Below are 13586 nucleotides of genomic sequence, written 5' to 3'. Positions count from 1 at the left end.
AAGGAGTTTCCATGAGAAGAATTAGGAAGACGCTTGGCATTGCCCTCTGCATGTTGCTGCCGTTGCTCGGCAGTTGTGTGGACGTGGAGCAGTATGCCGACAATCCGAGAGGCAACTTCGAGGCCTTGTGGCGCATCATCGACGAGCGTTACAGCTTTTTCGACTACAAGGCGGAGCAATATGGACTCGACTGGGATGATGTCTACAAACGCTACAGCCCGCAAATCAGCGATGACATGACGCAGGCCCAGCTGTTTGAAGTGCTGGGCAACATGCTGAAGGAATTGCGCGACGGTCATGTAAACCTATATTCAAGTTTCGACATAGCCCGCAACTGGAGTTTCCACGAGAACTATCCGAGCAACATTTCCGACACTTTGATAAGAAAATACCTGGGAACGGACTACAAGATAGCAGGGGGCATGAAGTATCGGGTGTTGGACGACAATGTGGGCTACCTGCGTTGTACTACGTTTCAGCGCGAGTTCGGCAACAGCAGCATCACGAACATCCTGAACGAGTTTCTGGCTTGCAACGCGCTGATTGTCGACATCCGCGACAACAGCGGCGGCATGCTGACCAGTGCGGAAGAACTGGCGGCGCACTTCACCAACGAGAAGAAGCTGGTGGGGTATATGCAGCATAAGACGGGCAAGGGACATCATGACTTCTCGCCCATGAAGGCCCAATGGTTGAAGCCCGCCAAGGGGCTGCGGTGGCAGAAGAAGGTTGTCGTGTTGACCAACCGGCAGGTCTACAGTGCTGCCAATGAATTTGTAAAATACATGAAGTGCTGCGGAGCCACCATCGTGGGCGACCATACGGGCGGCGGCGCAGGCATGCCTTTCTCCAGTGAACTGCCCAACGGGTGGGGCGTCCGTTTCTCCGCCTGCCCCATGTATGACAAAGACAAGCAGTCCACTGAATTTGGAATCGCGCCCGACTATAAGGTCGACATGACGCCCGAGGACTTCTACCGAGGCTTTGACACCATTATAGAAAAGGGCAGGAAGGTTGCTGTAGGCAAATAGGCCTTCCCGTCCGCGCCCGTCGCGAATCCTATGGGACGCCCGTGTCAGGCCTTGCGGCCTATCTGTAGGAAAGAGGTGATGAGAAAGATGAGCGTGCTGACCAGAAACGCGATGATGAAAAACGCGCGATAGCCTACAAGTTCTTCCAGAAAACCGGTGAAAAGGCTTGGAATCATCAGCGCAAGTGGCAGTATGGAACGGCTGATGGTGTAGCGTGAAGGACAGGACTCGTTGTGTTCTTTCGTGAAATACAGCTCGCCGTCCCAAGTGTGTATCAGTTGGATGATGAAATAAAAAGTGCCGAATCCCAGGCAGAATTGCGCAAAGGCGATGCACAGGCTGGTGACAATCAGACTGTCGGGCAGTGTGTAGCTGAGGAAAATGTAGGTTGCCGACGGGACGATCGTCGTCGCATTGAGTTCCCACAGCCCTGGTGAGTTTTGATGACGCTTGAGATAAATGCAACAAACCATGCCGCCGGTCGCCAATGCAAGGACGCCCAACGTGCCTTGCGCAAAGCCATATTCCTGTGGCGAAAGACCCAAGCCGCCGTTGTGGGCGGCGTCAATGAGAAACAACATCCCCACTTTTGATAGAAAACCGTCGGCCATGCGATAGAGAACGAGCAGGCCGAGGAGGTAGCCCGACGGGCCGCGAAGAAACGATTTCACGGTGGCGAGCGTTTGGTTCCACAGGATGGCGGGTGCCGTCGCATGGAACCGCGATTCGCCTTGTCGGCTGTTGGGAAGGATGAAGTGGTTCCATAGCCACAACGCCAGCATGACACCAGCCAGACTGTAGAAAGTGATGCTCCATGAATAGCTGATACTGTTGCGGTAGATGACCTGCAGATTGCCCGCCAGCATGATGAGCAGTCCTTGGCCGAGCATGCTTGCCAGCTGGCGGAGTATGGCCCGACAGCCCAGAAACAAGTCTGTTCGACGGCAAGGAATGGCGTCGGAATAGAGGCCGTCGGTCATATTCTCATGAGTGGCGGCGGCAAAGGCCGTGGCCCAGAAGAAGAAAAGCGAGCCTTGCAGCCAGAGGGGAGAAGGAATCGTGAAGGCCACCCCGCCCAGTCCGGCCCCCATGAGCAGTTGCATGGCCGACACCCACCAGCGTTTGGAATAAGCCAGTTGCAGGAAAGGGGCCCACAGCGGCCTGAGGATCCATGGCAGATAAAGCCATGCCGTGTAGAACGTGATTGCGGCATTGCCAAGCCCCATCTGCTTGTAGAAGACCAGCGCGACGAGGGTGATGGCCATGTAGGGCAGTCCTTCTGCAAAATAAAGAGAAGGAATCCAATACTTGTGTCGGAGCTTGGCGAGCATGTGCTGGAAAGAAAGAGCGTTTGATGGTTTGTGACAGGTGCCCTTAGGCATAGGTCTTGTTGATGGTGGCGCCTGGATAATAGTGCAGCAGGATTTCGTCGTAGTGATATCCTTTTTCACCCATCACGGCGGCGCCGATTTGGCAGAGCCCCACACCGTGTCCCCAGCCCGCTCCGGTCAGCCGGAAATGTTGCGGAATGCCGTCGATGACGCCCGACTTGTCGATGACGAAGGCGCTGCTGTACAGGTGTGTTTGGCTCAGGGCACGCCTGATTTCCAGTTCCTTTCCGATGACGAGCGTTTTCTTGGTTCCGACGACCTTCAGCCGGCAGAGCCTGCCGCTTGTTCCGCGTTCGACGGGAATGAGGTCGACAACCTGGCCGAAGTCAATGCCCAGCCTGGAACGAAGCAGCTGTGTGATTTCCTGTTGGCTGTAGTCGACCGTCCAACGATAGAAATCGCTCGTTTCCTGGTCGTAGTCGTTGAGCACCTGACTCAATATCTTTCGGTCGGTCGTGTTGCAGAAAGCTTCGGGCGAAGTGCGGATCCATTGTTCGGCATTGGCTTCGACGGTCAGGTCGGGGAGCGGTTGCCCGTCTGGAATGTTGTCGCGCAGTTTTGTCAGGTAAGGCTTTCGAATGTTTTCCCAGCAGTATTGAAATTCTTCCACCATGCCCCCGCAGCTCTTGGAGAAGCGGGCGTCGCAGATTTCGCTGCCAAAGGTCAGGATCTGGCCCCTCGTTGCGGCGATGGCCTGTGCCACTTGCGGCGAAGTCTCTTTGGTCGTGCCCTGGTATCGTTGGCAGTGGTCGTCGGCGCAGACGTCGAAAAGAGTGTGGTCTTCGCGGTCGTACCAACGAATCAGGCTGTCGGCTGTCTGCGTGAAGGACGGTGGAAGCGTCTCGCCGCCGCTTGCGGACGACCGCTTGACCATTTGGGCCAGCAGCCAACTGCGGGAGATCACCGCGTGGGCCTTGAGCAGTTCAAGGCTGGAGGTGGCGCTCATTTCGCTGGAAATGACGCTCTCCAGGTAGTCTTCGACTGGAAGTTCGTTGACGGCGATGATTTTTCCCTGGCCGACGATGAGGCGAAGGCAGCCCTTGAAAGTCTGTGTCTCCTGGCGCTGCCAGTGGAAGTTGACGCCGATGGTTACGCCATAGAGCGAGAAGGAAGAGTCGGGAGTCTGTGGTTGAAAGACAAGTTCGTGATAGGTTTGCCCGTTCCACAGGATATTTCCTTCGGAAAACGAGGCCTCGTGGCTGCCGACAGCCTGCAATCCATCGATGGAAAAAACATGGTTGAGAGAAAAACGGATGGATTGTCCTGACATGATGCCCACTGAAACGGTGGGCTCGTCGGTGAAGAAAGCAGAAGTGGGAAACGACCGTTGGGTATTGTCGGCATTCATGGTCTTTTGCATAGTGATGAGAATTAGCTGGTTTCACGTGCAAATATAATACAAATTGGGCATAACTTGTCGCTTTTATCGTGTTTTTTACTAACTTTGCACCAAATATATGTATAATGGAAGTAAATAGGAAATCGCTTCTGGGACTTACATTGTCGGAGTTGAAAGCCGTTGCAAAAGAGCTGGGAATGCCGACTTTTGCAGGCAGTCAACTGGCAGAATGGATTTACACGCGTCACGTCAGGCACATCGATGAAATGACGAATGTCTCCAAAGCCAACCGACAGAAACTGGAAGAGCACTATACGATTGGATGCGCCGGTCCCATTGACGCGCAGCGTTCCAAGGATGGTACGATTAAATATCTATTTCCGACGACCCAAGGCAAATTTGTAGAAACGGTGTACATCCCTGATAAAGACAGGGCGACACTTTGCGTGTCGTGCCAGGTGGGGTGCAAGATGAACTGTCTGTTTTGCCAGACCGGCAAGCAGGGGTTTGAAGGAAGCCTCTCGGCGCAGGATATCCTGAACCAGATTTATTCCTTGCCAGAGGTCGACAGCTTGACGAACATCGTCTTCATGGGGCAGGGAGAGCCTATGGACAACCTGGAGGAAGTGTTGCGGGCAACCCAAATACTGACGGCCGACTACGGATGGGCATGGAGTCCCAAGCGGATAACCGTGAGCAGTGTGGGCGTGAAAGGCAAATTGCAGCGTTTCCTGGACGAGAGCGACTGCCATGTGGCTATCAGCTTGCATTCGCCCATTGCCGAGCAGCGTGCGCAACTCATGCCGGCGGAGCGTGGCATGGGGATAGAGGAGGTCGTTGCGTTGCTGAAGAATTATGATTTCAGCCATCAGCGCAGACTCTCCTTTGAATACATCGTCTTCGGCGGCGTGAACGACAGCATGACCCATGCCCGTGAACTCGTCAAGTTGCTGCATGGATTGGAATGCCGCGTCAACCTGATACGCTTTCACCAGATTCCAGGCGTGTCGCTTCATGGGGCGGATGAACATACAATGGAAAACTTCCGCGACTATCTGACAAGTCATGGCATTTTCACGACCATACGTGCCAGCAGGGGACAGGACATTTTTGCAGCGTGTGGGTTGCTCTCGACTTCGAAGATCATAGACGAGATACGCCACGGGAATTAAGGCACGCCTCTTATCAATAAAATATAACCACGATGGAAAATAGAAAAATTCGCGTAGCCATTACGCATGGCGACACAAATGGAATAGGATATGAACTTATCTTCAAGACATTCGGAGAACCGGAGATGTTGGAGTTGTGTACTCCGATCGTCTATGGCTCCCCCAAGATAGCCGCTTATCATCGCAAGGCCTTGGACATACAGGGTAACTTCACGATAATCAACAGCGCGGAAGAAGCTTGTGACGGCAAATTGAACCTGTTGCCTTGCTTTGATGAGGAAGTGAAGGTGGAGTTTGGAATGCCGACGGAGGAAAGCGGGCGCGCAGCCTTGAAGGCCATGGACAGTGCCATGACAGATTTCAGGGCTGGCGCGTTCGAAGTCTTGGTGTCGGCTCCCCTGTGCAATGGCAACATTCAAGGCGATGGATTTAAATTCCCCGGTCACCGTGAATATATAGAAACGAGCTTGGAAAATGGCAAGAAAGGGTTGCTCGTTTATGTGAACGACCAAATCCGTACCATACAGTTGACACAGCAGGTGGCGCTTCAAGATGTGTCGAAAGCGATTACGGCAGAGCGGCTGGAAGAGAAGGCTGTTCTGTTTTCCAAAATATTGAAGAGCGACTTCAATATTTCCAACCCGAGGTTGGCCGTGCTGGCATTGAATCCGATGGGCAAAAACGGCACCTGGGAGCGTGAGGATAAAGAAATTCTGCAGCCTGCGATTCAGCAGTTGTTTGATAACAAGCGCGTAAACGTGTTCGGCCCATATCCTGCGGATGTCTTCTTTAAGAAAGGATACTACAAGGAGTTTGACGGTGTGATAGGTATGTATCATGACCAGATAGCGGTTCCCATGGGGATTCTTTCGGAAACGCCGTCTGTGAAGCTGTTGGCTGGCTTGCCTTTGGTATGTACGACCATCCAGGTTGATGATTGTTTTGAAACTGCGGGGAAGAACCTGTGTGAAGCGGATGCTTTCCGTCAGGCGATTTATCTGGCTATCGACGCGTTCCGAAACAGGAAACGCTATGAAGAGCCGTTGGCAAATCCGCTGCAGAAACTCTATCATGAGAAGCGAGACGAGAGTGAGAAGACGCGTTTCGCCGTTCAGAAAAAGCGGGAGACGGCCAAGGATGCTTCGCAAGCGAAGCGGTCGCCGAGACCACAGGGCGACCATGGCGTAGCTGAGACCAAGGAATGAAAAAAAAATATCAGAACAGCTTCTTTGCCTTTGGAATCATAGTGCTGGTCATTATGGTTTCCCAGTTGGACTTTTCACAGGTATGGGCGGGGCTGAAGCATGCTGGCTATTGGTTTTTGGCCGTGCTGCTGTTGTGGTTGTTCCTATATATGTTCAATACGGCAGCCTGGTATACGATCATAAAAAGTCAGGAAGACAAGGGAAAGGCTGCGTCGAACATATCGTTCGGCTGGTTGTATAAGATAACGATTTCGGGTTTTGCCTTGAACTATGCGACGCCGGGAGGGCTGATGGGGGGAGAACCTTACCGAGTCATGGAGCTGGCGCCCAAGATAGGACCTGAGCGGGCGTCGTCATCGGTCATCCTATATGCGATGACGCATATCTTCAGCCATTTCTGGTTTTGGACTTTGTCCATATTCCTGTATCTGTTCACCCAGCCCCTCAACGTGATGATGGGGATTTTGCTGACTGCGGCGGGGGCGTTCTGTATCTTGGGCTTGTGGTTCTTCATCTCTGGTTATCGCAAGGGGTTGGCCGTGCGCGTGATGAATTTGATTCGCCATGTTCCGTTTGTCAAGAAGTGGGCGGCGCCTTTCGTGGAGAGCCACCGGGAACAGCTGGACACGATCGACAGGCAGATAGCGGCGTTGCACAACCAGACTCCAATGTCTTTCATCGGTGCCGTGGCTTTGGAATTGGCGTGCCGCATCTGTTCGGCTTTGGAGATTTATTTTATCCTTCTTGTCATGATGCCGGATGTCGGTTATGCGCAGTGCATCTTGATACTGGCATTTACGACGTTGTTTGCCAACCTGCTGTTTTTCATGCCACTCCAGTTGGGCGGCCGGGAAGGCGGTTTCGTCTTGTCGACAACCAATTTGGGAATAACCTATAGTGCGGGCGTTTTCGTCGCGTTGATAGTTCGTATTCGCGAACTGGTTTGGACAGGATTGGGCTTGTTGTTGATTAAATTGGATAAGACGCGCAAAACGGAGAACTCGCACCGGTAGCGTGCTGGATTTTCTCAAGATATATTAAAAAACTGCCAAAATTGCAGATTGTTGGAATTAATGATGTAATTTTGTCACTCAATGAATACATCGGAACTACAGAATATAAAGCAGAGATATAGTATCGTAGGAAATTGCGATGCTTTGAATCATGCGCTTGACGTCGCTTTGCAGGTGGCGCCTACCGACCTTAGCGTTCTCATCGTGGGTGAAAGTGGTGTGGGCAAGGAAATTTTCCCACGGGTAATCCATGACAATTCACCAAGGAGGCGTGAAAAATACTTTGCTATAAACTGTGGCTCGATTCCTGAAGGAACCATCGACAGCGAGCTCTTTGGCCACGAGAAAGGTTCGTTTACCGGTGCCGTTGGCGAAAGCGAGGGGTATTTTGGCGTAGCCAATAAAGGAACAATCTTTTTAGACGAAGTGGGAGAGTTGCCCCTGGCTACGCAGGCCCGCTTGTTGAGAGTGTTGGAAACGGGTGAGTATATCCGCGTGGGAGGACAGAAGGTCATGAAGACGGATGTGCGCATCGTTGCGGCCACCAATGTGAATATGCGCAAGGCCATCACTGAAGGCCGTTTCCGAGAAGACTTGTTCTATCGCTTGAATACGATTCCCATCTCCATCCCGCCTTTGCGTGACCGTGGTGAAGACATCGTGTTGCTGTTTCGGCTTTTTGCCATGCAGATGGCAGAGAAGTATCGTCTGCCTAAAATTACGTTGACGGATGAGGCCAAGCAATTGCTGTTGAAATACAAGTGGCCCGGCAATGTCCGCCAGTTGAAGAACATTACGGAGCAGATGTCTGTCCTTAGCAAGCAGCGTGAGATAGATGCTGAGACCATCTTGCAGTTCATTCCTCAAGACATGGAGAGTCGAGAGCTGGCCACTATTACACCCGCGGGAGGGCATTCCTATGAGAATGAACGGGAGATTCTTTACAAGATTCTTTATGAACTCCGTGGGAATGTAAGTGACTTGCGACGTGAAATGAATGGTTTGCGCAAGCAACTTGATGAGGCACGTTCACTGGAAAGCACTGCGTTCAAGTCTCATCAACTGGATAGTGCGGGGAGTTTTCCTGCTGTTCGGCCTTCCCAGGAAATGCGGCATGCAACGATTCAGGATGCGGTGGCTGAGGAAATCAACGAGCCGGAAAGCCTGAATCTGAGCGATCTTGGGAGACAGATGGTTGAGAAGGCTTTGGAACGGAATGGGGGAAATCGAAAGAAAGCAGCCCAGGAACTCGGCATATCGGACAGGACGCTTTATCGGCGTATCAAGCAATTTGGCCTGGACTGATGCTTACACATTATTATATATATAGAGGAGTCTTGTTTTTCAAGGTTTTGGATGCAGGAAATAACGATGGAAAAAGGAATGATTGACAAGATTGAACATATAATTCAACATCGGGAGAAGAGGAAACTTCACCTTGTCTGGGGACTTGTGGGCGTTCTTTTCTTTTCTTTATTGTTCTCATCGTGTTCAATCAAGGTAAGAATGGATGGTGCCAGTATAGACTATTCAAAGACGAAAACCATTCAGATTTCAGATTTCCCAATTCGTTCCAGCTATGTGTGGGGACCCATGGGGCCTTTGTTCAACAATGCGTTGAAGGACCAGTATGCCAATCACACAAAACTGATTCAGGTGCGACGGAACGGAGATTTGAAACTGGAAGGTGAAATTACGCAGTATAGTCAGCGAAACAAAAGTGTTTCGAGCGAAGGTTATTCCGCCCAAACGGAACTTTCTATCACCGTGAATGTTCGTTTCACGAATAAAGCAAACCATGCCGAGGACTTTGAACGCCAGTTTACCGCCTCACAAACTTATGAAACGACAAGGAGCTTGAACTCTGTCCAAGAAGAATTGGTTACGGAGATGTGTAGGGATTTGTGTGACCAGATTTTTAATGCAACGGTTGCCAATTGGTAAATAATCTGCAACAAGTATGAACCTGACCGAACTGATACAGCACCCTGAACGGATGAATCGTGAGACATTATATGATCTGCGAAGCCTTCTGGCTTTGCATCCCTATTTTCAGACGGCAAGGCTTTTGTTATTGCAAAACCTCTATATCCTCCACGATCCTTCTTTTGATGAAGAGTTGCGTAAAACCGCAATCTATATTACAGACAGGCGCGTTATCTTTAATATGATAGAGGCGGCTCACTATCGGCTCAAGCAGCTGTCCGGCCAAAAGTCCGACAAGAAAAGGGACGGGGTGGGCAATAGGACGATTTCATTGATTGATGATTTTTTGGAAACTATTCCTGTCGACGATTCAGAGAAAAGAAACAAAAGGAAACCCACACCGGCAGATGCGGCGGTAGACTATGTGTCCTATCTCATGGAAGTGGAGGCTAAAGAGTCGAATGTCCCGGTAGAAGAAGTGATGCCGCAGATGAAAGGCCAGAATCTCATTGATAATTTTATTAATAATGAGGGCGGAAATTTCACCTTGCAGGAAACGCCTGAATATGTTCCGCTTTTGGAGGAAGAACTCGTAGACGAAGCAGATAAAACCGGTGATGAAGGTTACTTCACCGAAACATTGGCCAAAATCTATATCAAACAGGGGCGTTATTCCAAAGCACTGGAAATAATTCAGCGATTAAATTTGAATTATCCAAAAAAAAATGGTTACTTTGCAGACCAAATACGGTTCTTGGAGAAATTGATACTCAACGAATCGTATGGTAAGCGGCATTAACTGCCCAGTATTTTTATTTTACTTTCCATCGTTACGTTAAGCAATAAATAATATAAAATAACAGCAAAATGATTTACACATTATTCGTAATTCTGATTGTCCTCGCTTCAATCCTGATGATTGGAATTGTTCTTATCCAAGAGTCAAAGGGTGGCGGCTTGGCTTCAAATTTTTCTTCTTCCAATTCCATTATGGGTGTTCGCAAGACCCATGATGTCGTGGAAAAAGCAACATGGATACTTGCCGTGTCAATGGTTTTTCTGAGTGTAGTTTGCGCTCACGTAGCACCTATGGCCGTTACAGACCAAAGCGTTATGGAAAACAACGCGGTAGAAAATGCAACCACCAATCCAAACAATGCTCCAGGTTTTGGGGCAAGTCAGACTCCTGCGGCTGGTCAGCAGCAGAATGCAACTCCCGGTCAGTCTTCGACTCCGGCTGCAAAGCCTGCCCCTGCAAAATAAGTCAGGTTGCAGAAAGCTAAAAGAGGTGGTTGTTGTGTAGAAATACGACATTTTATTTTGTAGATAAAAAATAAAGTTATATCTTTGCACTCGCTTTTGATAAGCAACCAACATGGTGCCCGTAGTTCAGTCGGTTAGAGCGTCAGATTGTGGTTCTGAATGTCGTGGGTTCGAATCCCACCGGGCACCCAAAGCGGAAGTCTTCACGTAAGGCTTCCGCTTTTGTTATATATCCCAGTATAAATTTCCATTTAATCGATATAGTCCTGTCAATACTTTAATGGTAATTGATGGGAGGAAGTCCGGTCTTTGAAGAGTGTTTCTAAAACAAAAGGGCACAAAAAAAGCGATTAACTTCACAGTCGACCGCTCCAAATCTTCAATAGGTATTAGTTTTCTTTAAGGTAAAAAGATTGTATTCAGGATAACGAATGCAAAAGTAAAGATTTCTGCTTAAACTTCCAAACAAAAATATATGTTCCTTAACACATTTGAACGTTTGCGGCAAAAATCTTCACTCTTTCGTTTCATTTAGTCTTATTTGGCGGGTATTTGCTCGAGCGCGCCCTTCAGCAGATTCCAGAACGGCTCTATCGTGGCGATGAGGCAACGCTCCGTCGTGGTGTGCGGTGAACGCAGGGTCGGACCGAAGCTCACGACATCCATGTGGGGATACTTGCCCAGGATGACGGAACACTCCAAACCGGCATGGTCCACCTGCACGATTCCCTCTTCACCGTTCTGCTCTTTGTAAACTTTTTTCAGCAAATTGAGGACTTCGCTGTCAGGGTTGGGATCCCATCCTCCATAGCTGCCGCTCATCTCTACCTTCATGCCGGCCATGTTGAAGCAGCTTTCCAGCATTGTTGCCACGTAGTCTTTCATGTCCTCGCGTGAAGAGCGGGCCAAAATCTTGATGGCAGCCTTGCCGTCTTCAATGTCGATAATGGCCAGGTTGCTCGATGTCTCGACCACGTCGGGGTAGACGGGGATGAAGCGGATCACGCCGTCGTGGCAGGCATAGATGGCGTCTACCAGATTGTCCTGAATCTCTACGGGTACTTCCATCTTCGGAGTTTCAACCTCTTCGGCAAAGAATTCTATGCCGCTTTCGATGGTCTTGAACTCGTCTTCAAAGTCGGCTTTCCATTCAGCCACCATCTCCTTGAGTGGCTCGACGTTCTCCTTCGGCAGCGTGAGCACCACTTCGGCCTTGAACGGGATGGCGTTGCGCATGTTGCCGCCATGCCAGCTGGCCAGACGGGCTTCTGTCTCCTCAATGGCCTCGCGCACGAAGCGCACCATCAGCTTGTTGGCATTGCCGCGGCCTTCGTTGATTTCGAGACCGGAGTGACCGCCGCGGAGTCCCTTGAGGGTCACTTTTACGGCTGCGTCTTCGGTGTCGGTGGCCACTTCCTTATAGTCGAGCGTCGCGGTGACGTCAATGCCGCCGGCCGAGCCGATGACAAACTTGCCCCAGGTCTCTGAGTCGAGATTCATGAGAATGTCCCCTTGCAGCTCGCCTTCGGGCAGGTCGTTGGCACCGTACATGCCCGTCTCCTCGTCGGCAGTGATCAGCGCCTCCACCGGGCCGTGTTTCAAGTCCTTTGCTTCCATGACGGCCATGATGGCGGCCACGCCCATTCCGTCGTCGGAACCCAGCGTCGTGCCTTTGGCTTTCACCCACTTTCCGTCGATATAGGTCTCGATGGGGTCGGTCTCGAAGTTATGTGTGCTCTCCGGCGCTTTCTGGGGCACCATGTCCATGTGTGCCTGCATGGTCACAACCTTGCGGTTTTCCATGCCCGGTGTGGCCGGCTTGCGCATCACGATGTTGCCCGCGGGGTCTTGGAAGGCCTCTACGCCAACGCTTGCGGCAAAGTCGAGTAGGAATTTCTGTACTTTTTCCAAATGTCCGGATGGACGTGGAACTTGTGTCAGTGCATCGAAGTTACGCCAGATGCACTCTGGTTTTAGATTTCTGATTTCTCCCATAAATTAAGTATTTAGGTGTTGAACAAATGTTTCCTTTTCGTGAACGACAGGGCTATCCACCCATAGACGCCCAGCAGGATGACCAGCATGGTCTGCACGGTGTGTACGATGAGCACGAAATACAAGGCGTCCGTGTCGGCCACGCCGTAGAGAATGAGCATAGTCTTCACGGCAAAATGCCACGGGCCGGCCCCGTTGGGCGTGGGCACGACCACGGCTATGCTGCCCACGATGAACGTGACGAGGGCGCACGTCATGCCCAGGTGTGCCGTGGCGTCGAAGCAGAAGAACGTGAGGTAGTAGTGCAGGAAGTAGCTCAGCCATATTCCCAAGGTGAGAAGGATGAACAGCGGCACGTTCTTGACGCTGCGCAGCGACAGCACTCCCTGCCAAATTCCGCCGAAGGTAGCTTTCACCTTGTTGTAGATGCGCAGTCGCCGCAGTAGATAGAAGAGCAGCAGCAAGGCCGCCGCGCCGCAGATGGCGGTCACGAGATAGCCTGCGGGCGAGAATTGCGCCAGCAAGCCGTCGAGGCTGGTGCCCGTCTTGTCGAAGAACGTATCGAACACACGCAGTTGCAACAGGATGGTGAGCCCCGTGACGCACAGCACGAGCAGCGAGTCGATGGCCCGTTCGGTCACCACCGTGCCCAGGGCCTTGGGGAAGGACACGCCGTCGTAGCGTCGCAAGACGCCGCAGCGCGCGAACTCGCCTATGCGGGGTATCACCAGGCTCACGGCATAGGACAGGAATACGCTGTTGATGCGCACGCCGCAGCGCGAGCGTTCGCCCACCGGCTCCAAGGTCTGGCGCCATCGCCAGCCTCTGAACACCTGGGCCGACACCCCGAACGGGAACGACAGCAACATCCACGTCCAATCCATCTTATGGAACAGCACGTCGCTGATTTGGTGGAAATCGAAGTCGCGATACATCCAATAAAGTATCACGCCGCCCAGCAAGAGCGACAGCGACACTTTGAAGATGTTGTCGGCCATGTTTCGATGTTTGGATTCTTCCATATTGTCATTACAAAGATATAGCTTTTGAAGCACAACGCAACCAATCGTTTGTTTAATTTGACCTAAATCAACAAAAAAGCCATGAAACATGTTTTTCAGCATGATTGTTTGCTGACACGTATGAAAGATGGTACCTTTGCACCCACAATAGAAAAGCAACCGCAGAGGTTGTGAAATGAAAATAAAGGATAACAATTTAAAGATTAAAAACTATGGTAGCATTGATTTC

At 51.0% G+C, this 13586-nt stretch carries 12 protein-coding genes and 1 tRNA gene; 9 read left to right on the top strand and 4 right to left on the bottom strand.

The features are described from left to right. Positions 1 to 11: 11 nt before the first annotated feature. Positions 12 to 1031 (top strand): S41 family peptidase, encoded by a 1020-nt coding sequence (locus K334_RS0108000; protein WP_021590149.1) that lies wholly within the window; start codon positions 12 to 14, stop codon positions 1029 to 1031. A gap of 44 nt (positions 1032 to 1075) precedes the next feature. Here K334_RS0108000 and K334_RS0107995 read toward each other — a convergent pair whose 3' ends face one another. Together K334_RS0107995 and K334_RS0107990 are read right to left on the bottom strand one after the other, a co-directional pair. Beyond that, a complete protein-coding gene (locus K334_RS0107995; protein ID WP_027444798.1) occupies positions 1076 to 2362 on the bottom strand; it encodes an MFS transporter in 1287 nt (428 codons plus the stop codon). A gap of 43 nt (positions 2363 to 2405) precedes the next feature. Beyond that, positions 2406 to 3770 (bottom strand): SpoIID/LytB domain-containing protein, encoded by a 1365-nt coding sequence (locus tag K334_RS0107990; protein ID WP_051218704.1) that lies wholly within the window; start codon positions 3768 to 3770, stop codon positions 2406 to 2408. Between the two features lie 116 nt (positions 3771 to 3886). Between K334_RS0107990 and rlmN the strand changes: the two genes are divergently transcribed. The 8 genes from rlmN (at position 3887) to K334_RS0107950 (ending at position 10529) form a co-directional block, all read left to right on the top strand. Continuing rightward, on the top strand, positions 3887 to 4933 hold the full coding sequence (gene rlmN, locus K334_RS0107985; protein ID WP_025879940.1) for a dual-specificity RNA methyltransferase RlmN: 1047 nt from the start codon (positions 3887 to 3889) through the stop codon (positions 4931 to 4933). Positions 4934 to 4965: 32 nt separating this feature from the next. Then, positions 4966 to 6138, top strand: a complete 1173-nt coding sequence (locus K334_RS13735) for a PdxA family dehydrogenase (RefSeq protein WP_025879941.1) — start codon at positions 4966 to 4968, stop codon at positions 6136 to 6138. Then, a complete protein-coding gene (locus K334_RS0107975; RefSeq protein ID WP_027444796.1) occupies positions 6135 to 7151 on the top strand; it encodes a lysylphosphatidylglycerol synthase transmembrane domain-containing protein in 1017 nt (338 codons plus the stop codon). Before K334_RS13735 ends, K334_RS0107975 begins: the two co-directional genes overlap by 4 nt. An 81-nt stretch (positions 7152 to 7232) precedes the next feature. Continuing rightward, on the top strand, positions 7233 to 8456 hold the full coding sequence (locus K334_RS0107970; protein WP_025879942.1) for a sigma-54 interaction domain-containing protein: 1224 nt from the start codon (positions 7233 to 7235) through the stop codon (positions 8454 to 8456). Positions 8457 to 8534: 78 nt separating this feature from the next. Continuing rightward, positions 8535 to 9095 (top strand): LptE family protein, encoded by a 561-nt coding sequence (locus tag K334_RS0107965; RefSeq protein ID WP_036890178.1) that lies wholly within the window; start codon positions 8535 to 8537, stop codon positions 9093 to 9095. A 16-nt stretch (positions 9096 to 9111) separates the two neighbouring features. After that, positions 9112 to 9876 carry a DUF8458 domain-containing protein gene (locus K334_RS0107960; protein WP_025879943.1) on the top strand — a complete coding sequence of 255 codons (765 nt, stop codon included), beginning with the start codon at positions 9112 to 9114 and terminating at the stop codon, positions 9874 to 9876. Between the two features lie 68 nt (positions 9877 to 9944). After that, positions 9945 to 10340: a preprotein translocase subunit SecG gene (gene secG, locus K334_RS0107955; protein WP_025879944.1), complete on the top strand. Its 396-nt coding sequence runs from the start codon at positions 9945 to 9947 to the stop codon at positions 10338 to 10340. A gap of 115 nt (positions 10341 to 10455) precedes the next feature. Then, positions 10456 to 10529: transfer RNA gene (locus K334_RS0107950), tRNA-His, on the top strand. Between the two features lie 348 nt (positions 10530 to 10877). Here the strand turns inward: K334_RS0107950 and K334_RS0107945 are convergent. Continuing rightward, positions 10878 to 12335 (bottom strand): aminoacyl-histidine dipeptidase, encoded by a 1458-nt coding sequence (locus tag K334_RS0107945; protein WP_027444794.1) that lies wholly within the window; start codon positions 12333 to 12335, stop codon positions 10878 to 10880. Positions 12336 to 12346: 11 nt separating this feature from the next. After that, positions 12347 to 13357 (bottom strand): lysylphosphatidylglycerol synthase transmembrane domain-containing protein, encoded by a 1011-nt coding sequence (locus K334_RS0107940; protein WP_025879945.1) that lies wholly within the window; start codon positions 13355 to 13357, stop codon positions 12347 to 12349. Between the last annotated feature and the right edge of the window lie 229 nt (positions 13358 to 13586).

Origin of the sequence: Segatella baroniae DSM 16972 = JCM 13447, from assembly GCF_000426585.1 — a bacterium.
GTDB lineage: Bacteria > Bacteroidota > Bacteroidia > Bacteroidales > Bacteroidaceae > Prevotella > Prevotella baroniae.
The sequence above is the reverse complement of the archived record's forward strand: the minus strand, read 5'-3'. Positions and strand labels throughout refer to the sequence as shown.